The 21,702-nt window shown below is 33.5% G+C and carries 21 protein-coding genes; 11 read left to right on the top strand and 10 right to left on the bottom strand.

The features are described from left to right. Window positions 1-115: 115 nt before the first annotated feature. A complete protein-coding gene (gene polA / locus J2W95_RS10835) occupies window positions 116-2,977 on the top strand; it encodes a DNA polymerase I (protein ID WP_310006820.1) in 2,862 nt (953 codons plus the stop codon). 238 nt (window positions 2,978-3,215) lie between these two features. Next, a complete protein-coding gene (locus tag J2W95_RS10830; RefSeq protein WP_310006819.1) occupies window positions 3,216-3,647 on the top strand; it encodes a hypothetical protein in 432 nt (143 codons plus the stop codon). 80 nt (window positions 3,648-3,727) lie between these two features. On the opposite strand, the gene J2W95_RS10825 is transcribed toward J2W95_RS10830, so the two are convergent. Next, window positions 3,728-4,747: a LacI family DNA-binding transcriptional regulator gene (locus J2W95_RS10825; protein WP_310006817.1), complete on the bottom strand. Its 1,020-nt coding sequence runs from the start codon at window positions 4,745-4,747 to the stop codon at window positions 3,728-3,730. A gap of 352 nt (window positions 4,748-5,099) precedes the next feature. Here J2W95_RS10825 and rplM point away from each other — a divergent pair, with 352 nt between their 5' ends. From rplM to tsf, 4 genes are all read left to right on the top strand, one after another. Next, a complete protein-coding gene (gene rplM, locus J2W95_RS10820) occupies window positions 5,100-5,555 on the top strand; it encodes a 50S ribosomal protein L13 (protein ID WP_077371476.1) in 456 nt (151 codons plus the stop codon). Then, the gene (gene rpsI, locus J2W95_RS10815) at window positions 5,555-5,941 is read left to right on the top strand and encodes a 30S ribosomal protein S9 (RefSeq protein WP_077371473.1); all 387 of its coding nucleotides are present in this window, start codon (window positions 5,555-5,557) and stop codon (window positions 5,939-5,941) included. The genes rplM and rpsI overlap by 1 nt, the downstream gene beginning before the upstream one ends. A gap of 174 nt (window positions 5,942-6,115) precedes the next feature. Beyond that, window positions 6,116-6,910, top strand: a complete 795-nt coding sequence (gene rpsB, locus J2W95_RS10810) for a 30S ribosomal protein S2 (RefSeq protein WP_077371470.1) — start codon at window positions 6,116-6,118, stop codon at window positions 6,908-6,910. Between the two features lie 136 nt (window positions 6,911-7,046). Beyond that, on the top strand, window positions 7,047-8,009 hold the full coding sequence (gene tsf, locus J2W95_RS10805; protein WP_310006813.1) for a translation elongation factor Ts: 963 nt from the start codon (window positions 7,047-7,049) through the stop codon (window positions 8,007-8,009). 381 nt (window positions 8,010-8,390) lie between these two features. Here the strand turns inward: tsf and J2W95_RS10800 are convergent, their stop codons facing one another. Continuing rightward, window positions 8,391-9,629 carry an MFS transporter gene (locus tag J2W95_RS10800; protein WP_310006811.1) on the bottom strand — a complete coding sequence of 413 codons (1,239 nt, stop codon included), beginning with the start codon at window positions 9,627-9,629 and terminating at the stop codon, window positions 8,391-8,393. Between the two features lie 222 nt (window positions 9,630-9,851). Here J2W95_RS10800 and J2W95_RS10795 point away from each other — a divergent pair, with 222 nt between their 5' ends. The 3 genes from J2W95_RS10795 (at window position 9,852) to J2W95_RS10785 (ending at window position 12,326) form a co-directional block, all read left to right on the top strand. Further along, complete coding sequence (locus J2W95_RS10795; protein WP_310006809.1) at window positions 9,852-10,910, top strand: Ppx/GppA phosphatase family protein; 1,059 nt, start codon at window positions 9,852-9,854, stop codon at window positions 10,908-10,910. A gap of 148 nt (window positions 10,911-11,058) precedes the next feature. Beyond that, on the top strand, window positions 11,059-11,763 hold the full coding sequence (locus J2W95_RS10790) for a hypothetical protein (protein WP_310006807.1): 705 nt from the start codon (window positions 11,059-11,061) through the stop codon (window positions 11,761-11,763). Beyond that, entirely contained in the window at window positions 11,760-12,326 is a 567-nt protein-coding gene (locus J2W95_RS10785; protein WP_310006805.1) for a DNA-3-methyladenine glycosylase I, read from the top strand. The genes J2W95_RS10790 and J2W95_RS10785 overlap by 4 nt, the downstream gene beginning before the upstream one ends. Before the next feature lie 107 nt (window positions 12,327-12,433). On the opposite strand, the gene aat is transcribed toward J2W95_RS10785, so the two are convergent. The 3 genes from aat to J2W95_RS10770 form a co-directional block, all read right to left on the bottom strand. Further along, entirely contained in the window at window positions 12,434-13,072 is a 639-nt protein-coding gene (aat, locus tag J2W95_RS10780; RefSeq protein ID WP_310006803.1) for a leucyl/phenylalanyl-tRNA--protein transferase, read from the bottom strand. Window positions 13,073-13,193: 121 nt separating this feature from the next. After that, window positions 13,194-13,568, bottom strand: a complete 375-nt coding sequence (locus J2W95_RS10775; RefSeq protein ID WP_310006800.1) for a DUF3127 domain-containing protein — start codon at window positions 13,566-13,568, stop codon at window positions 13,194-13,196. Window positions 13,569-13,600: 32 nt separating this feature from the next. Continuing rightward, a complete protein-coding gene (locus tag J2W95_RS10770; protein WP_310006798.1) occupies window positions 13,601-14,476 on the bottom strand; it encodes a flavin reductase family protein in 876 nt (291 codons plus the stop codon). Between the two features lie 280 nt (window positions 14,477-14,756). Between J2W95_RS10770 and J2W95_RS10765 the strand changes: the two genes are divergently transcribed. After that, complete coding sequence (locus tag J2W95_RS10765; protein WP_310006873.1) at window positions 14,757-15,902, top strand: sensor histidine kinase; 1,146 nt, start codon at window positions 14,757-14,759, stop codon at window positions 15,900-15,902. Window positions 15,903-15,906: 4 nt separating this feature from the next. Here J2W95_RS10765 and J2W95_RS10760 read toward each other — a convergent pair whose 3' ends face one another. The 3 genes from J2W95_RS10760 to greA all read right to left on the bottom strand — a co-directional run bounded on the left by J2W95_RS10760 (window position 15,907) and on the right by greA (window position 18,087). Then, window positions 15,907-17,073: a transglutaminase domain-containing protein gene (locus J2W95_RS10760; RefSeq protein ID WP_310006796.1), complete on the bottom strand. Its 1,167-nt coding sequence runs from the start codon at window positions 17,071-17,073 to the stop codon at window positions 15,907-15,909. Window positions 17,074-17,154: 81 nt separating this feature from the next. Continuing rightward, window positions 17,155-17,544, bottom strand: coding sequence for an HIT family protein (locus tag J2W95_RS10755; RefSeq protein WP_310006794.1), 390 nt, complete (start codon window positions 17,542-17,544; stop codon window positions 17,155-17,157). 66 nt (window positions 17,545-17,610) lie between these two features. Further along, on the bottom strand, window positions 17,611-18,087 hold the full coding sequence (gene greA, locus J2W95_RS10750) for a transcription elongation factor GreA (RefSeq protein ID WP_310006792.1): 477 nt from the start codon (window positions 18,085-18,087) through the stop codon (window positions 17,611-17,613). Window positions 18,088-18,254: 167 nt separating this feature from the next. On the opposite strand from greA, the gene J2W95_RS10745 reads away from it, so the two are divergent. Further along, the gene (locus tag J2W95_RS10745) at window positions 18,255-18,671 is read left to right on the top strand and encodes a Rieske (2Fe-2S) protein (RefSeq protein WP_310006791.1); all 417 of its coding nucleotides are present in this window, start codon (window positions 18,255-18,257) and stop codon (window positions 18,669-18,671) included. A gap of 142 nt (window positions 18,672-18,813) precedes the next feature. On the opposite strand, the gene J2W95_RS10740 is transcribed toward J2W95_RS10745, so the two are convergent. Beyond that, a complete protein-coding gene (locus J2W95_RS10740; RefSeq protein WP_310006789.1) occupies window positions 18,814-21,030 on the bottom strand; it encodes a TonB-dependent receptor in 2,217 nt (738 codons plus the stop codon). A 269-nt stretch (window positions 21,031-21,299) separates the two neighbouring features. After that, a complete protein-coding gene (gene arfB, locus J2W95_RS10735; RefSeq protein ID WP_310006786.1) occupies window positions 21,300-21,701 on the bottom strand; it encodes an alternative ribosome rescue aminoacyl-tRNA hydrolase ArfB in 402 nt (133 codons plus the stop codon). Window position 21,702 lies beyond the last annotated feature (1 nt).

Below are 21,702 nucleotides of genomic sequence, written 5' to 3'. Positions count from 1 at the left end.
CAAATTAACAAATTTTAAAAAGGATAGCGATTTAATTAATTAAAAATTAACGCTAGCTATCCCCATTCAATTATGTTTGATTATTTTTACCCTTCTAAAAAATACATATTATTTTATGTCAGCTCAAAAAAGACTTTTCCTCCTCGATGCCTATGCACTTATCTTTCGCGGATATTTTGCATTTATAAAAAACCCAAGAATCAATTCCAAAGGAATGGACACATCTGCCATTATGGGATTCATGAACGCCTTGATGGATGTTATCAAACGTGAAAAACCAGACCATTTGGCCGTTGCTTTTGACAAAGGAGGAAGTACCTACCGTTACGAAATGTACCCAGAATACAAAGCCAATCGAGACGAAACTCCTGAAGCTATCAAAATTGCCGTTCCTTATATTCAGGAATTATTGAAGGCAATGCATATTCCCATCATTGAAGTTCCAGGTTTTGAAGCTGATGACTTGATTGGAACTTTGGCCAAACAAGCTGAAAAAGAAGATTTCAAAGTTTTTATGGTTACTCCTGACAAGGATTTTGCACAATTGGTTTCCGAAAATATTTTTATGTACAAACCAGCCCGAATGGGTAATGACATTGAAATATGGGGAATTCCAGAGGTTTTGGCAAAATTCGAAATAGAGCGTCCAGAACAAGTTATCGATTACTTGGGAATGATGGGCGATGCGGCCGATAATATTCCAGGATTACCTGGTGTTGGCGAAAAAACAGCCAAAAAATTACTAAAAGAATTTGGTTCAATGGAAAACCTCTTGGCCAATACTGACAAACTGAAAGGTGCCATTAAAGATAAAATAGAAGCCAACGCAGACAAAGGAATTTTGTCTAAAAAATTGGCCGCTATTATACTCGATTGTCCCGTTCAATTTAATGCAGGTGACTACGAATTATCTAAACCCGATGTTGAAAAAACGGATGAATTATTCCAGGAATTGGAATTTCGTCAAATGAAAGCCCAGTTCGACAAATTTTTTGGAACCGGAAAAGAATATGACGAAATCGACACTAACGGAAATGGAACTTCTGTTGAGTCACCACAACCTGCTAAAAAAGCCCCAGCAAAAAAATCCAACGATGATCAATTTGATTTATTTGGTTTTTCTGATGAAGAAAGCGGAGAGGTAAAATCAAGTTCGCATTATACAAATCTTGAAAACACAGAACATTTTTATCAAAGTATTCAAGGAGATTTTGCCGTAAAATTGCTTTTACAAAACTTAATGAACCAAACTTCGGTTTGTTTTGACACCGAAACTACCGGAATTGACGCTTTGAATGCAGAACTGGTTGGAATGTCATTTTCTTTCGAAAAAGGAAAAGCTTTCTATATTCCGTTTCCAGAAAACAGAGATGAAGCACAAATTTTGGTTGACAAATTCAAACCTTTTTTCGAAAATGAAAACATCGAAAAAATTGGTCAAAACGTTAAATACGATTTAAAGATTCTTTCAAATTATGGTGTTCAAATAAAAGGCAAGTTATTCGACACGATGATTGCCCATTATTTAATCAATCCTGATATGCGTCACAATATGGACGTTTTATCAGAAACCTATTTGAAATATTCGCCAAAATCCATTGAAGATTTAATTGGCAAAAAAGGGAAAGGTCAAAAAACAATGCGCGAAGTACCATTGGAAGACATTAAAGAATACGCAGCAGAAGATGCTGATGTTACTTATCAATTAAAACAAAATTTCAGTCCGATTCTCGACAAAGCCGAAACTAAAAAACTATTTGACGAAATCGAAATTCCATTAATACCAGTTTTGGCTGCTATGGAATTGGAAGGAATTAATCTGGACGTTCCTTTTTTAAAATCGATGTCGGTTGAAATGGCTTCCCAAAGCAATGCATTGGAACAAAAAATCTATGAAACTGCTGGGGAGAAATTCAATTTGGCTTCTCCAAAACAACTCGGCGATATTTTATTTGACAAATTAAAAATCGGCGGAGCGAAACAAAAGAAAACCAAAACAGGTCAATATGCCACCGGCGAGGAGGTTTTATCGTATCTGGCCAATGATAACGAAATTGTTCGCGATATTCTTGAATGGCGACAAATGGTGAAATTGCAAAGTACATATATTGATGCATTACCTAACCAAGTTGACATAAAAACAGGACGTGTCCACACTGATTACATGCAAACTGTCGCAGCAACGGGACGTTTAAGCTCAAACAATCCAAACCTGCAAAACATTCCAATTCGTACCGAAAGAGGACGATTGATCCGAAAAGCATTTATTGCCCGCGATGAAAACTACACCTTAGTTTCTGCGGATTATTCGCAAATAGAATTACGCATTATTGCAGCTTTATCTGGCGAAGAAAATATGATCAAAGCTTTTCAAAACAACGAAGATATCCACAGAAGTACAGCAGCAAAAGTATTCAATGTCCCATTAGAAGAAGTAACCAAAGAACAGCGTAGCAATGCCAAAACGGTAAATTTCGGAATTATTTATGGTGTTTCGGCCTTTGGATTAAGCAATCAAACTTCGCTTTCGCGAAAAGAAAGTGCTGAACTGATTGATGCCTATTATGCAACCTATCCAAAACTAAAATCCTACATGTCTAATCAAGTTGATTTTGCCAGAGAAAATGGTTATGTACAAACGGTTTTAGGAAGAAGACGCTACTTAAAAGACATCAATTCTGCCAATATGATGGTAAAAAGCGGTGCCGAACGAAATGCAGTTAATGCACCAATTCAAGGTTCTGCCGCCGATATCATCAAAATTGCTATGATTAACATTCATAAAAAATTAGTTTCAGAAAACTGGAAATCAAAGATGTTACTACAAGTACATGATGAGCTTGTGTTCGACGTTCACAACAGTGAATTAGAAAAAATACAGCCGATGATTAAACATGAAATGGAAAATGCCTTTAAAATGGATGTTCCGCTGGATGTTGAAATTGGGTTAGGGAAAAATTGGTTGGAAGCACATTAAGGAATACTTATACAACAGTTTTTAATATTCAGTCCAGAATCAAGAAACAAAAAAAAGAGCAGTAATCGTAAATAGAAACTTATCGATTCCTGCTCTTTTGTTTTGAACCTTACTCATAAATTTAATTCTTCCAAGATTGAGAAAATATTGATTAAAGAAATCGAAAATCTTTAAAACTATTTCACTACCTTTAATACTTTGATTTTTAAACAATTGTACCAACCAAAAAAATCTTATTATGAGAAGAACGATCAAAACGGTTATTTTGTTTTTTGTGTTTTTTATAGTAGCAGACAACTATACTGCAACTGCCCAACCACCTGCTCATGCAAAAGCACATGGTGTAAAAAAGAAATACAGATACTATCCGGAAGCCAATGTTTATTTTGACCCTATAGGTAAAAGATACACATACATGAATGGAGGTAGATGGGTTTCTGGCGCCACTTTGCCGAACACTATTCGCTTAATCGGTGCCTTTAGTGATTTTGATTTTGACGGAGACGATCCTTGGAAAGAAAATTCCCAACACAAACAAAAATACAAACCGGTTAAACAAACAAAAACAGTTAATACTGTAAATACTAGTGATGTGAAAAAAGTTGAAAAAACAATCAACAATAACTCATACGATTCAAAATCGAATAAAGGTGGCGGGAAAAAGAAATAAAACCTAGCAAAACAACACCCACTTTTTGACAATAAAAAAGGCAATCAACTTTTAGTTTCGATTGCCTTTGCTTTTTTATATTATTTGGTAGATTCTCTTTCCTTCAATTGCGTTTTAATGACAACGGTTTCATAAGGCTTGTGCTCTTCTTTAGATTCCAATCGGTCGATTAACAATTTTACTGCTACTTCACCAATTTCAATTCCGTGTTGACTTACGGTAGTCATACTAGGAGATAATCGTCTTGAAGCAAGAATACCATCAGCAAAACCAATAATCTGAAGATCCTTAGGTATTTTGTATCCTTTCTTTACTCCGACTTTTAAAGCGGCAACTGAATCATTTTCTTCTAATGCAAAAACGCCGTCCACAAGATTATTAGAATATAAGTCGTTAATTTTATCTATCAGATCTATTTCGGAATCAGTTCGTAAAATAATATTATCATTAACCGCTACATTATTATCTTCCAATGCTTTTAAATATCCATCGGCTCTTAATTTACCAACACTCAAATTATCCACAGTCGAAATTAGTGCAATATTTTTGCATCCTAAATCAATCAAACGTTGCGTTGCGTTGTACCCTGAATCGAAATCATCCACAATAACTTTGTCGCATTCCACTTCATCGGTAGTTCTATCAAACATCACTATTGGAGTACCATCATTTATAATAGAATTAAAATGACTATAATCCTGGAGTTTTTGAGCTTCTTCAGAAATTGACAGAACAAAACCGTCTATAGTTCCGTTACTCAACATCTCAAGAGTATGGGCTTCTTTATCCAAAGATTCATTGGAAATACACATAATAACATTATATCCATTTTCATCAGCTACTTTCTCAATACCGCTGAAAACTTTAGCAAAAAATGAATTTAAAATATTAGGAATAATTACACCGATTGTTTTAGTTTTTCGATTTTTAAGGTTCAAACCAATAACATTAGGCTTGTAATTTTTTAATTTAGCGTACTCTTTTATTCTAATTTTTGTTTGTTCACTTATTTCAGGACTATCGTTAAGTGCCTTAGAAACAGTAGAAACCGAAACGTCAAGTTCTTTTGCAATTTGTTTTAATGTTGCTTTTGCTTTCATTGGAGAAATGGTATTTTGTACTATATTAAAGTTCTTGAAAAAATTAGAAGAACATAGAGATTAAATTAAACTTGCCAAAATTTTACTAAATATATAAATTTTAATGGTCTTTCGAAAGGATAAAAGCGAAAATTACAAAAAAAATGCAACATCAAAAAAAATATTTTAGTAAATTATTTTAAAAAAATAAAACTCAAACTAAATGTTATTTGGCTAAATCCAAATATACAATTGATAATCAGATGAAATCCGATAAAAAAATATTCAAATAAGCTATTTGTATTTAAAATAATTAATTGTACTTTTGCAACCCCTTTATTGGGGATGGAATGTTTAATTAAAATATATTATTGTGAACGCATTAAGCTACAAGACAATTTCAACAACAAAAGCCAATTCTACAAAAGAATGGATTGTTGTAGATGCTGACGGTCATAACTTAGGTCGTCTTGCTTCAAAAGTCGCTATGATTTTAAGAGGTAAGTACAAACCAAGTTATACGCCACACGTGGACTGTGGAGATAACGTAATTGTTATCAACTCAGAAAAAATCAACCTAACAGGTAACAAACTGGATGAAAAAACATACATCCGTCACACTGGTTACCCTGGAGGACAAAGAACTTTAACTGCTAAAGTATTGCAAGCAAAAAACCCTGCATTATTAGTAGAAAAAGCGGTAAAAGGAATGTTACCTAAAAACAAATTAGGAGCAGAACTTTTTAGAAATTTAAATGTTGTTGTAGGATCTGAGCACAAACAAGGAGCTCAAAAACCTAGAACTGTTAACCTAAACGATCTTAAGTAATGGGAGTTATTCACAAAATCGGTAGAAGAAAGACCGCTGTTGCACGTGTTTATGTTTCTGAAGGAACAGGAGTTATCGTTGTAAACAAAAAACCATTCGCAACTTATTTCCCAACTGCTACTTTACAGTACAAAGTTTTGCAACCAATGTCTATGACAGAAAATGCATCTAACTTTGACGTAAAAGTAAACGTTTATGGAGGTGGTTCAACTGGACAAGCAGAAGCTGTAAGAATGGCATTGGCACGCGTTATGTGTGAAGTAAATGCTGAAAACAGAGCTATCTTGAAACCAGAAGGTTTATTAACTAGAGATCCAAGAATGGTTGAACGTAAGAAATTCGGTCAGAAGAAAGCTCGTAAGAGATTCCAATTCTCTAAACGTTAATATTGCCTGTCTTGTATTATTCATACAAGACATTCTAGAATGTATTAAAAAATTTAAAACAATGTTGTTGTTGTCCCATCGAGGTGGGAAATTAGTTTAGCATCTAAATGTATACAGCCGAGCAATCGCCATTTATACATTGCTAATTCAACAGAACGTAAACTAGTACAAAAAATGTCAAACAAAGTAGAAGTAAAAGAATTACTAGAAGCAGGTGTTCATTTTGGACACATGACTAGAAAATGGGATCCAAACATGGCTCCTTACATTTATATGGAGCGTAATGGTATACACATTATCAATCTATATAAAACTGCAGCAAAAATTGAAGAAGCTAATGACGCTTTGAAAAAAATCGCTGCATCAGGTAGAAAAATATTATTTGTTGCTACCAAGAAACAAGCAAAAGACATCGTTGCTGATAAAGCAAAAGCTGCAAACATGCCTTACATCACTGAAAGATGGCCTGGTGGAATGCTAACTAACTTCGTAACTATCCGTAAAGCTGTTAAAAAAATGGCTACTATTGATAAAATGAAGAAAGATGGTACATTCATGACCCTTTCTAAAAAAGAGCGTTTACAAGTTGATCGTCTTCGTGCTAAACTAGAGAAAAACTTAGGTTCAATCGCAGATATGTCTAGACTTCCTGCAGCATTGTTCGTAGTAGATATCAAAGCTGAACACATCGCAATAAAAGAAGCTCAAAAATTAAACATTCCAGTTTTTGCAATGGTTGATACTAACTCTGATCCACGTGAAGTAGATTATGTTATCCCTGCAAATGATGATGCTTCTAAATCAATTGATAAAATTTTATCTTTAGTAACTGCTTCAATTATTGATGGTCTTGCAAACAGAACTTCTGATAAAGAAACTGATGCTACTGAAGTTGTTGCTGAAACTGAAGCTCCTGTAGCTGAAGCTCCAGCAGTTGAAGCTGCTCCAGCTCCAGCAACTGAAGAATAAATCAAATTTTAAATTCCAATTTTAAATTCCAAATTCCATAAAAAATTAGAAACTATATGTTGATAATTTAATAAAATTGGAATTTGGGATTTAAAGATTGGAATTTTTATTTTTATAACATTAAACACATTATATTATGGCAACAATTACTGCTGCAGACGTAAATAAATTAAGACAAACTACAGGTGCCGGAATGATGGACTGTAAAAAAGCTTTAGTTGAAGCTGAAGGAGATTTCGATAAAGCTATACAAAACCTTAGAGAAAAAGGACAAAAAGTTGCTGATAACCGTTCTGACCGTGAGTCTTCTGAAGGAGCTGCTGTTTCTTTTATCAATGCAGACAAAACTAAAGGAGCTATCATCACTTTAAACTGCGAAACAGATTTCGTAGGTAAAAATGAAAGTTTCGTAGCTTTAGCTAAAGAATTGGTTGAAAAAGCGATCAATTTCTCTTCTAAAGAAGAATTCTTAGCTTCAGATTTCAACGGAATTACTGTTGCTGAAAAACTAATTGAGCAAACTGGTGTTATCGGTGAAAAAATCGAAATCGGTGGTTTTGAAATCGTAGAAGGTGCTTTCGTTGGATCTTACGTTCACGTTAACAAAATTGCTGCATTAACTGCTATTTCTGCAGCTGTTGACAATGCTGATGTTTTAACTAAAGACATTTCTATGCAAGTTGCTTCTATGGGAGCTGACACATTATCTTACAAAGATTTTGATCCAGCTTTCGTTGCTTCTGAACTTGATGCTCGTATTGCTATCATCGAAAAAGAAAATGAAGAAGCAAAACGTTTAGGAAAAACTTTGAAAAATGTTCCTAAATATATTTCTTTCTCTCAATTGACTGAAGAAGTTATAAAACAAGCTGAAGAAGATGCTAAAGCTGAATTAAAAGCTGAAGGAAAACCAGAACAAATTTGGGATAAAATTCTTCCAGGAAAAATTCTACGTTTCATCTCTGACAATACTACTTTAGATCAAGAAAAAGCTTTACTAGATCAAAACTTCATCAAAGATGATAGTAAAAAAGTTGGTGATTACGTTAAAGGATTCAACGTTGAAATTACAAATTTCAAAAGAGTTACTTTAGGATAATCAATTAGATTACATCAACGAGATTCTAATTACAGATTTTCGTTTACTTATAAAGTCCCATTTCACCACGAAATGGGACTTTTTTATGACGTTAAACTATTACAAAACCAACTCTTCAATAATATCAAATTAACACTTAAAAGGTCTTAAAAATGACTTACAAAAAAAATATCTACTGGAAGAATGATTATAACTTTAACCAAAAGTTTTAAAAAATCAAATTATCACAGAGAGTCTAAAAACAAAAAAAGTAGCAGCAAACAAAATGTTTACAGCTACTTTAATTTTTATTCTATTTTTATAATTCCACAACAACTTTTAGAATAGGTAGTTCATAATAATGCACTACAAATACAAAAGATTATCTACAGAATAATCGAACTATTTATTCTCGTTACTTTCTACAGGTATCATTCCTTCTTTCAATTCTTCTTTTGCTACCATTTTAGATAGTTTAAAAACAAGTAAAGTACCCACAACACCAAGAGTAGTCATGAACAACCAGTTGGACTCATATCCTGAATTTTGGATGATTTCCATACCTGTTTTAGCACTTAATATATGTGCAAAACTATAACTCATAGTAAAAGCAGCCATATACTTTCCTTCTTGCAATTCATAAGATCTATCCATTGCAAATGAGTTAGCAAAAGGAAAAGTCAACATTACTCCACAAGTCATAAATACCATCATAGGAATCAAAATTGCTTCCCAAGGCAACAACAGAAGTAAAAAACTAGTTGCCATAAGTAATAGTCCTAAAGAAATAACTTTATGATTATTGATTTTATTCTTGCTTACATAATTCACAATTGGAAGTTCAAAAAGTAAAATAAGTAGTCCATTTAAACTCAAAAGCAATCCGCTATCAAATTCCGACATGTTGAATCGCTCTTTATGATACAAAGGTAAAGTAGTGAAAATTTGGAAAAATAAAATTCCCGTTATCAAACATATCACTAAGTGAAGCATAAAAGGCTTGTCTTTCATAACAGAAACCTTCTTAAGTGCTTTATCATGCTTTTTCAATTTAAAAGGTATTTTCTTTTCTTTTACAAAAAACATGAAAACAATTATTGCCAAGATGCAGGTTGCGCCATCAATATAAAAGATAAATTCATATCCCAATTGCATGATAATCAAACCACCTAATACTGGTCCAAAAAGGAATCCTAAGTTAATTGCTGCACGGGTTAATGAATAGGCACGAGCTCTGTTTTCTTTTGTGGTAAAAGTCTTTAAACACACTAGCATTGCAGGTCTAAACATATCAGCAATACTCGTCAATACAAATATCCCTATACAAAGTTCTTCAAAAGTTGTTGCATATTGCAACAAAATAAACACGATACCGCTGGCAAACAAACTGAACACCATGACTTTGTAAAATCCAATCTTGTCTGATAGTTTACCACTAAGCCAAGTTCCTACAATAGAACCGATTCCAAAGAAAACCATCACCCAGCCAATTTGACTGTAACTGAATTCTAAATTTTCTTTCATGTATTTTGAGAGAAAGGGGATAACCATTGTCCCTGCTCTGTTGATGAATGTGATTAAAGTAAGTATCCAAATTTCTTTTGGAAAATCTTTAAAATTGTCAAAGTATTTTTTTATCATAATTAATTTTTTTTGGGGCAAAAAATTTATTCATTTTGGCAAAAATAGATTTTTTTTTCAATCAACCAACAATCAAGCACTTAAAAAATTTAATAATTTTATAACAATTTGAAAGCATTTTTTAGTTAAAAAAAAAGTTATTCAAAAAAAACATTAAAAAAAAGGAATTTATATATTTTTAATATAGATTTGCAACCAGCATTAACCCCAAATACAATAATTATGAAAGAAAAATTTTACTATTTAATAATAGGCCTAATCTTTACCTACACTGCACAGGCACAACTCTATGGAGGAATAGAAATTGGAAGTAAAGGTATCAAAATGACCGTTCTTCAAGTTGAGAGCATTAAAAGAAACACTTACGATGTAAAGGAATTTTGGACTGAAAACGTAGGAATAGCAGCTGGTATCGGAATTGATGGTAATCTTCTAAAAGAAGACATCGACAAAGCTGGCACAGTTGTTTACAATAACTACAAAAGAATGCTAGGTGAATACAAAATTGAAGACAAAAATATTTTCATTGTTGCTTCTTCTGGTGTGGGTCTTGCGACAAACACAGCAGATCTAGCTGCGAAAATAAAAGAGGTAACAAATAAAAAAATAGAAATCATCTCATCTTCACTAGAAGCTAAATTGCTTTTGAGAGGTTGTATTCCACCTAAAAACTATTTAAATTCTGTTATTATAGATATAGGTGGTGGAAATACTAAAGGAGGTTTCGCTAAAGACATCAATCAATCATCTGTATTTTTCCCAATATCATGTGATCTAGGAACAGTAACTTTAACTGAAATCATCAATAAAAAGTGTAAGCAAAAAACGGTATTCGAATTCAACGAAAACTTATTTGACTACTTACCTACTATGAGAGAGACTTTCAAAAAAATGTACACAAGTAGAACAGAATCACAAGAAAAAAGTAATATTTACATCTCTGGTGGTGCAGCTTGGGCTTTTTTCACACTTTTAAACGGTACTAAAGCAGAAGAAAATTTTACTCAAGTTCAATATGATGACATTCTAGCTATCAGAACAATTGCAGAAAACAATTACCAAAGATTTGTGACAAGTGCTGAAAGTAATATCGAAATGAAAAAAGTATTGAATACTTACCAACAAAAATATTTAATCGCAGCTTTCAATCTTTTAGAAACTTCACTTGAAGTAATTCCTAACATACAAAGCAAAAAGATTTACTTCGCTAAACAAGGCCAAATTGCTTGGTTAGTTAGTTATGTATTTGATAATGCTAAAGGTGTAAAACAAATATACTAGACCAAGTGTCAAAATTTATTTCACTAAAAATCAAATCCCATTCATTATATGTTTGGGATTTTTTTTTGCACTATTCAATAGTTGTTTTTGTTAAGTTTTTAAAAAATAGCTTAAATTTGAGTAATATAAGGATTATAAAACTTTAACTATGAAGAACTTTACAATACGGTTTTTATTTATTTTTTTCGCCTCACTTGCAAGTTGTGGGAGAAACGAGCCTGAAGAAATAGAAACTAATTATACAGAGACTTCAAATATTACCACTGTAACTCCTGATACAAACACTGAGAGTGAAGAATCAAATACTGAAACCGAAAACACAGGAACAGAAGAAACCTACAATGAATCCGATTCAGGATTAGCTGCAGCTATACAAAGACAAATCCCAAATTCACAAATATCAAACGAAGAAGTTCAAAACACAACTACTAATCAAGATCAAATTCAAGTCACGATTGGAACGCCTACAGCAAAAAATGCAGAAGCTATCGTCAATACTCCCTTGAGAAACTTACTGAGAAATGCCCAAGTGGGGCAATCATACACCAAAAAAGAGCTTATTGAACAATACAAATTCCCAAAAGAGGCAGTAGATCTTATAAAACACGTAACCTGTGTAGGCCCAAACAAATTGTATTTTAAATGGGGCTCCACATGGCTTGTAGAGAAAGTTTCGGATGCAGAATTCAAAAACGACACAATGGTTTTTACTTTCAAAAAAAACAAAACTTATGTATCAGGAGGAGCTATTGGTATTAAATACAATAAAAAAATATATACTGAACTGATGCTTAATAACGGATCGGCCTATATTCCAACCGTAAAAGGCTACCACTGGGAAATAAACAAATGATGCAAAAAGAACTTATAAGATGCGGCTGGTGTAATTCCAGTGAATTATATAAAAAATACCATGACGAAGAATGGGGTGTTCCCGTTTATGAGGACCAAAAACTTTTTGAATTCCTGTTACTCGAAACTTTTCAGGCTGGATTAAGCTGGATTACTATCTTAAACAAAAGAGAAAATTTCCGCAAAGTTTTTGACAATTTCGACTATAAAAAAATAGCCACCTATTCTGAAGATAAAATTCAGGATTTGCTCCAAGATTCAGGTATCATTAGAAACAAACTCAAGGTTTATTCAGCCGTTTCCAATGCCATTGCCTTTATGAAAATTCAAGATGAATTTGGTAGTTTTTCCAAGTATATATGGGGATTCGTAGATGGAAAACCTATTATAAATAACCGTAAAAACCTAAGTGAAGTACAAGCCACAACACCTCTTTCAGACATCATCAGCAAAGATTTAAAAAAACGCGGATTTAAGTTTGTCGGTTCGACTGTCGTTTATGCTCATATGCAGGCCACCGGAATGGTCGATGATCATGTAGCTGATTGTTGGAAGAGAAATTAGACCGCAGAAAATAGATTTCAGAAAGCAGTTTTTTTTCAAAATATAAAAAACACTGCACAAGCCTTAAGTTTGAAACTACCAAATAAACAACGAATTAGACACTAAAACTATTCTCTTTTCAAAATTGCCATAAAAGTTTCTCGTTCAATTTCCCTGCAACCTAAACTTTCGAGATGTTCGTTATACACTTGACAATCCAACAAACGATAATTATCATTTTTAAGTTGATTTACCAAAGCAATGAACGCCACTTTAGAAGCATTGGAAACCAATGAAAACATACTTTCACCACAGAAAATATGTCCCAAATCAATGCCATACAAACCGCCGACAAGTTGGTCGTTTTGCCAAACTTCAACCGATTTTGCTATTCCAAGTTCATTGAGTTTACAATAGGCTTCAATCATTTCATTGGTAATCCAAGTTCCTGTCTGCCCATCACGTTTTACTTGCTGGCAATTGGAAATTACATCCCTGAAATTTTGATTAAAAGTAAATCTAAAAATGTTTCTGTTAAGGATGTTTCGCATGCTTTTGGAAACGATCAAATCATCCAAGAATAATACCATTCTAGGATTGGGCGACCACCAAATAATTGGTTCTCCTTCGTTAAACCAAGGAAAGATTCCACTACTGTAGGCTAACTCCAAACGCTCCGTGGACAAATCGCCACCAATAGCCAAAATCCCATCGCTGTCGGCGTGAGAAACTGGTGGAAAGAATAAAGCTTTGGATAAATAATACATTTTTTAATTTCAAAATTCAATTTCAATGGCAATAGTAAATCCCAAAATAAATAAAAATTCCAAATTCCAATTTATAAGTTTTTAATTGGAATTTGGAATTTAAAAATTTGAATTATATTCCTTAGAATGGCAAATCGTCTGCTTCTTCTTCGTTTAAGTTGGTTGCTGGAGCAAAAGTTGCAGCAGCTGGCATTGGAGGTGCTTGTTGAGTTGGTGCATCTGCAGCCAATCTTTCAATTCTCCAACCTTGAATACTGTTAAAATATCTTGTTTCTCCTTGTGGATTAACCCACTCTCTTCCTCTCAAATTGATAGAAACTTTTACAGCTTCACCAATATTATAACTGTTTAATAAATCACATTTGTCTTGAGTAAATTCAATCAAAATGTGCTGTGGATATTGCTCATCTGTAGTAACAACCAGCTCTCTTTTTTTGAATGCTGCACTTACTTGTTGCTCTGGATTAACAACTTTAACTTTTCCTAATACTTCCATCTTCTTTTTGTTTTATTATTGTTACTTTGATTTTATTTTTTGGCTAAAAGTACTTTCCAAGCCGAAAGAACATCATTATCTAAAAGATATCTTTTGGCTTCCAAGTGCTGTTTTTCAAGGTCATCCGAGCTCAAAACAGCCTTAACTGCAAAATTTTGATTTACAAATATACTAACTTCCTCTTTAGTAGGCAAGGCTTCAATATTCCCTAGCATCCCTAAATCATTACCATCAAAAACAGGGCTATTTTTGACAAAATCAGGGATAGCATCAACCCCAATTCCGAGTGTAGTAAGAGGTTTTGGCACTTCAAACAATCCTTGATTAGATCTAGAGTACCAATTGGCCCCCAATCTAGAAACCAAGTCAATTTTATGCTGGTCGATAGCACCATTTTCATTTAAAATAGTTTCATTGATGTGAATACGAACCACTTCGCAAAGAATTAAATTCCCAGCACCACCTTCTGTTCCCAAAGGAATTATTTGAGTCACTTTGCACTCAAACTGCACAGGTGATTCTTTTACTCGGTATGGTTTCACCACATCTGAAGGAACTGGTGTAAATCCAGATTTTAAAAATTCGTCAACACCTTCGGCATATTCTGTACTAGCCAAAGAAGTTTGCTGAACCATATCATAATTCACCACATTAATAACGACTTCGGAAGTGGCTTCGGCATTGATTAAAGTATGCTTAACCGTATTATCCCTTACACGCCTTGCAGGTGAAAAAATAAGTATGGGCGGATTGGCACTGAATACATTAAAAAAACTAAAAGGCGACAAATTAGGAATCCCGTTTTTCCCTATAGTACTGGCAAAAGCAATAGGTCTAGGTCCAACTGCACTTTGTAAGTATCCTTGCAATTTTGCAGTTTCAATGCTTTTTGGATCAATGCTAATCATAAAATTTTTATTTGGACAAAAATAACAAAATAGCAGTTAGATTATAGTTAATTCAAACAATTATATTATGAAAACAAATGCTCTAGCCATGATGGTCGAATTGCTCTCGCAATTAACTTTTTTGCTCTTTTTATTTAAAAGAGACAAAAAAAGAAATAACGGACAGCTGGAAATAGCTCCAAAAACAATTACAATTAAGGTAGTGGAAGCAATCATTTTTTTGTACCAACACAATCCTACGGCTATTAATTCGTTATATTTATACCACAAATTTACTTTTATGAATTTTTCTGAAAACAGCAACCCTATACGTTGGATTATTATTTTTATATCTTTTTTGATAATTGCCATTATTCTTTGGAATACTTATACTTTTTTTCAAATATTCAAAAATGAGGAGCGAATAAAAATGAATCTTTGGGCTACAGCCGAGAAAACATTAATCAATGCACAAGAAAATACCGAAGTGGATTTACCACTTCAGATTTTCAACAACAACACTACAATTCCGCTAATACTAACGGAAAATGACAGTATTATAAACTCCGTAAATATTGATGAGGAAATTATAAAAAACAAAAAAAAGTCCATAGAATATTTAAACGAATTAAAAAACGAAAATGAGCCTATTAAAATAATTTATGCTCCTGGAAAATCCCAAGAATTATATTATGGTAATTCTTCCTTGATAGACAAACTGAAATATTATCCAATCGCTTTGTCACTAATCATCGTTTTATGCGGCATTCTTATTTACAATTTTTACCTCAGCCATAAAATGTCTACCCAAAACAAATTGTGGGCAGGAATGGCCAAAGAAACGGCTCACCAAATAGGAACACCGCTTTCATCACTAATTGGTTGGCTTGAGATTTTAAAAATGGAAAATATTGACGAATCCATAACTCTTGAAATCGAAAAAGACATTGAACGTTTACAAACTATTACCGATCGTTTTTCTAAAATTGGTTCAGAACCCAAATTAGAATTAAAAGATGCCGTTGAAGAAACCAAACAATCCTATAATTATTTGATTTCCCGTTTTTCGGACCAAATTGAATTCTCATTTAAAGCGCCATCTAAGCCCATCAGTATCTTTCTGAATCCTACTTTGCACAGTTGGACCATAGAAAATTTAGTTAAAAATGCCATTGATGCGATGAAAGGAAGAGGAAAATTGTCCATGGAAATAGAAGAAGATAATCATCACTTAAAAATAAACGTAACCGATACTGGCAGTGGTATTCCAAAAAAAGAGTTTCATCGAATTTTTGAAACTGGTTTTACCACAAAAAAAAGAGGATGGGGACTTGGTCTTTCCTTAACCAAAAGAATTGTTGAGGAATACCACAAGGGCACAATTAAAGTTCTACATTCCGAGGTGGGAAAAGGAACAACAATGCAAATTATCCTAAAGAAAACGTAGACTTTTATCTAACCGGAATTCCGAAAAAAGTCGTCTTTGTAAACATTGATTTTCTACCTGATTTGCTTTTGTTCAAATAGTCGTTCACGAATTTCTCTTGCACTTCGATTTGCTTAAGAACATCAATTATAGAATTCTTTAATGATTTTACATTAGCAATATTATTGTCATTATAAGCACCAATCTTATAAATACGGCTTTGACAATCCAATATTTTCTGTTTTGGAGATTCAATCATTTCTTTAATAGCGTCATCCGATAAGACTGGTTTAAATCTATTATTTCGATAATAAATAAAATCATTAAACATTGCTATTGCTTGATTATAATCGTCACTGATTGCTTGCATCTTATCCATTGCTTCATTGTTTTGCATTGCATCAACTTCACTCTTTTTTAAGAAAACATTCTCTTGAATCAATTTGTTTTTTATGCCGTTCTTCTCCATTCGGATTAAAGAAGTTCTAGCTTTATCCAAATCTGACATACTATTATATTCCCTGATTTGAGTAACAAAATCAAAATTAGGCTTGGCTTTATTTAATTGTGTTTTTCCATCAATAAATTCTTGATTCGTAATTGGATAATTTAAAAATTGCCATAAATAATCAAAAGGCATATGTGACGTGATAAATTGACTTGGTACAACCTTAAAATTGAGGTTGTTTATTTTCTTAAAAAACTTCTTTTTATCTACGTAACCCGCTCCCCACGTAGGGTCAAAAAGATACCAAACATTGTCAATTATTGCTGCACACCAAGCATGTGACAGTATATCAATTTTTCCGTTTTGTTTTGTATAGCCGTGTATAATATAGGATTCGACACCTGCTTTCTTGGCGATGTCATTAAAAACCTCAGCATAATGAATGCAAACTCCTTTTTTAGTAAGTACAGCATTCTTTATTTTATCTTGAGAGATTTCTTTGTAATCAATCGATTCTATGTTCTCGATATCATACCTAATATTTGAGGCAGTCCAATAAAAAGCAGCTCTTACTTTATCATTTTCAGACTTAAAATTAGCATTGATGTATTCTGCAATTCCAACAGTTGTTTTACTTAAATCATTAGGGATTTTGTCCATTTTAGCATCAACCAAATCATAGATTCCTTTGGCTTGACCAAAACCGACAATCGTAAACATCAAAAACAAAAACATGCTTTTCATAACCATTCATTTTTTAGGTATAAAAAAACACGAACCTTTTAAATTACTTTTAAAAGATTCGTGTTCTTAGCCTTTATACTTTTATAAATTCGCTTGAATACTTTTTGCCAAAGATTCAAATTCTTCTTTTGTCAAACTTACTTTGTGCTTAAATGACATTTCCCCCATTTCATTCAAAGGAATAAGGTGAACGTGAGCATGAGGCACTTCGAGTCCTATAACCGCCACTCCTACTCTTAAGCAAGGCACAGTTTTTTCTAGAGCAATAGCTATTTTTTTTGAAAAAGCCATCAAACCAAGATACAAATCATCTTCAATATCAAAAAACTTGTCAACTTCTTTCTTAGGAATACAAAGTGTATGTCCTTTTGCATTTGGGTTTACATCCAGAAAAGCCAAGAAGTTTTCATTCTCTGCTACTTTATAACAAGGTATTTCTCCGTCGATTATTTTTTTGAAAATAGTACTCATATCGATTGGTTTATTTGTTAAATTGCTTAATCCATTAAACAAATTAACTATTAAACAATTAAAAAATTATTCTCTTGAAATTTCAAGAATTTCAAATTTCAAAACACCGTTAGGCACAGTAATTTCGGCAACTTCGCCTACTTTTTTACCCAACAAGCCTTTCCCGATAGGAGAAGTAACTGATATTTTTCCTGTTTTCAAATCGGCTTCACTTTCCGCTACCAATGTGTATTTCATTTCCATTCCATTGGTTTGGTTTTTGATTTTCACAATTGATAAAACTAGCACTTTAGAAAGGTCCAAATGCGTTTCATCAATTAATCTCGCGTTAGAATGCACCTCTTCCAACTTAGCAATTCTCATTTCCAGCATACCTTGAGCTTCTTTGGCTGCATCATATTCTGCATTTTCAGATAAGTCACCTTTATCTCTTGCATCTGCTATATCTTGAGATGCCTTTGGGCGCATCACGCTTTTTAAATAATCTAATTCTTCTCTTAATTTTTTTAATCCTTCCGCTGTGTAATAAGATATTGCGCTCATAATTTCGTCATTTATATAAAATAGAAAAAATCCCATCAGGACGGGATTTCTTTCCACAAAGATACTATATTTTTGTTTTTAGTTTACAATTATATGTTAATCATAACAGATTCAAAGTTAAATAAATTAAATTTGTTTCGCTAATAGTTTATATTTAATTTTTGATAATGAAAAAATACTTTCTTTTAATTATTACATCCCTTTTTTTCTTGGGTTGCAGCGATAACGAAAACTCCAATAAAAACCCATACTTGCCAAACTACAGCTTTTCTGTCGATCTCAACCTAAATTTACCAACATATTCTACACTGAAATATCCTAGCAACGCTATCTATTATTCTGGCGTAGGAGTTAGTGGAATTATCGTTTTCAACACAGGTAGTGGCTACAATGCTTTTGATGCCGCTTGTCCAAATCAAGAAGCAGGCAGTTGTGCCGCCATGACCATAAAGGGAGTAAATGCCCTTTGTTCTTGTGACAAAAAAGAATACAGCTTATTCACCGGACAAGGAGGCACCACCTATCCTTTAAAACAATACCGCGTGCAAATAGTAAACGAAAACCTTATTCGCGTATATAATTAAGTCTACTTGGGCGTGCCACCATAAAGGAAAGGGAGCTACTCATCACATCGGTGAGTCGCTCCCTTTCCTTTATGCTGTCAGGCTGTCCGCGTTACTTCGGTAACTTGCTTCCATCCTTCACGCGTGACCAAGATATTATTTCCTAAAACTTCAAACTTAATCCAATCAAGAAATTGATTCCTGCTTGAGGATAATAACCCGCTCCTTCAATTGTTGTTATGGCTGGTGGATTACTGTAGTCATCATCATAAGTATAGAAATACCCATTGCTTACATACTTCAAATCAAAAATATTGTTAACCAAAGCTGAAACCAAAATAGATTTAAATATACTTTTAGGTCTAAACTCATATGAAATATTCAAGTCATTAACGAAATAGCTATCCAATTTTGACCCTTCAGAATCGATGTTAGCCATATACTGCTCCCCAACAAACTTAGACAACAAGGATATTTGAAAATCTTTGATCGGCGTGAATCCCAAACGATTTCCTGCCACAATTTCTGGTGAATAGGCAATATTGGTATCTCCTAAATTTTGCAGAACACCGTCTCTCGTAAAATAGAAATCTTTATTTTTATTTTGGCTCAAAGTCACATTCGGTTGCAAGACCCATTTTTCCGAAAGCTGAAAAGTCCCATCCAATTCTAAACCAAGCCTGTAACTATCACCACTATTTGCTCTAATTGGCGCACCCACATCATTCAGCTCACCAGTCAATACCAATTGGTCTTTGTATCCCATATAATACGTATTGGCGTTCAGTTTAATTTTATCCGAAATATAACGCCATCCCAATTCAAAATCATTTAGTTTTTCTGGTTTTGGACTTCCATTTTCATAATCCGTTCTGTTTGGTTCGCGATTCGCTCTAGCATATGAAAAATATAAACTATTGATTTCGTTTAACTCATAAGTAACTCCAGCTTTTGGATTAAAGAAGTTAAAGTTATCATCTACCAGACCTGTTTCTTCCGAATTCGCTTTATAAGTTACATTTCGCAATTGCAGATCTCCAAACAAACTCCATTTATCTGTTAGTTTATAATTTGCTTTCGCAAAAACATTTCCATCCGTTTTCGTCGAAAAATCATCATAATAATGATCTCCCAACTCGCTTGTCGAAGCATATCGCGCCCAAATTACCTTTCCAAAATGATCGCCTTCATATTTATTCCATCCACCGCCTAAAATAACATCCCAATTGTCTTTTTTATAATTAGCAGAAAAAGTGGTTCCGTAAAAATCATTGTCCAACCATTTTTGACGTACAAGATCTGTTGTATTAACGGTTGGAGCAGCAGTAATTGGAGCCAAACCATAATCACCAAAATCTTGATCTTCCTTGTATTCTTCGTAATATCCTTTTCCTTTGGTATAATGAAAAGATAAGTTCGTACTCCAATTTTCAGAAATTCTTTCATTCCAATGCAACTGATAATGGTCTTGTTGATAATTATCAGTTTGATTATCATAAAAACGAATGTTACCAAACTCATCGGTAAAGATTCCAGCAGGATTGAAAGTTCTATCACTTTCCAAAGTTGCAGCATCTACACCATACCAAGATTGATACGTTTTTTCGCTTCCACCAAAAGTTAACGCCTTGATCAAAGTTGTTTTCCCGACATAAGTTCCTTGAAGAAAATACGATTTCAAATCAGAACTAGCTCGGTCGATATATCCATCTGATTTTAAAACAGACAAACGACCAGCAATTTCAAAATGGTCATTCATCAAACCTGTACTGAATTTTACGGTATTTTTAAACGTATTAAAACTTCCTGCAGCACTAGAAATTTCACCCGAAGCTTTATCTGAATAGGAATCTGTCAGCATATTCAAACTAGCACCAAAAGCAGCAGCTCCATTGGTAGAAGTTCCAACTCCACGTTGCAATTGCAAACTCTGAATTGAGGAAGCGAAATCAGGCATATTAACCCAAAAAGTTCCTTGGCTTTCAGCGTCATTGTACGGAATTCCGTTGATGGTTACATTTACACGAGTAGCATCGCTCCCACGCACACGAATACCAGTATAACCCACGCCATTTCCAGCATCTGAAGTCGTCACCACCGAAGGTAGATAATTCATCAAAATCGGAATGTCTTGACCTAAATTTCGTGTTTCAATGTCTTTTTTGTCCAAATTACTGAATGTAACTGGCGTTTTTGTGGTTACCCGTACAGCCGAAACCAATACTTCATCAAGTTGATTTACCTTTGTAGAATCTTTAACTTGAGAAAAAGAAAATAGAGAATAGAAGAAAGTAAATAGAAGAAAGCAAAAAGTCTTGAAGTTAATTGACTTAAAACCTTTGTAAGATAGTACCGCAGTACATTTAATAATAGTTTTCATCTGTAAAGAATTACAAATAAAAGGGGGAATTATTCTTTTGTTAAATTAATAAAATAGTGATTTCTACAACAAATAGTTAGCGTGCACTCTAATTTTTTGTCGTTTTTTCCCTTGGCAGCATTACCCGCCCAGGTTCTTTGGGTATGATCTCAGCTCGTTATTTGGAGCACCCCTTTGAGACGGGGCAAAGGTAGGAAAAAAGTATTAAGATGAGAGTATTATGATTTATTTTTTCAACATTCCCTAACTTTCACACTCTTACCTAAAAACTAAAACTCATGTTTTTTACGGTTTTTCTTCACCTCCGACACGTTCTTTTTGTCCTTAATTCTTTTTCGAATTGCCGCTTTTGTAATTTTGGTAGGCTTACGTTCTTTGGGAACATACAATCCTTTTTTTATAATATCCAAAAACCGCTTAGTAACGATATCTTTATTTTTGATTTGACTCCGATCTTCATCGCAATTCAAAATCAACACCAAATCTGAGGTTAATCTGTTATACAAATTTACCTCCAATAGCCGTTTTTCTTCTTCAGAAAATCCTTGAGAATTTAACAAATCAAAAGTAAGCACTACTTTGGACGAAACTTTATTTACGTTTTGTCCACCAGCACCACTGCTTCTTACAGCTTTATATTTCACCTCTGAGAGGATAGTTTGAATTTCCACG

This window comes from Flavobacterium granuli, from assembly GCF_031456055.1.
Lineage (GTDB): Bacteria > Bacteroidota > Bacteroidia > Flavobacteriales > Flavobacteriaceae > Flavobacterium > Flavobacterium granuli_A.
The sequence above is the reverse complement of the archived record's forward strand: the minus strand, read 5'-3'. Positions and strand labels throughout refer to the sequence as shown.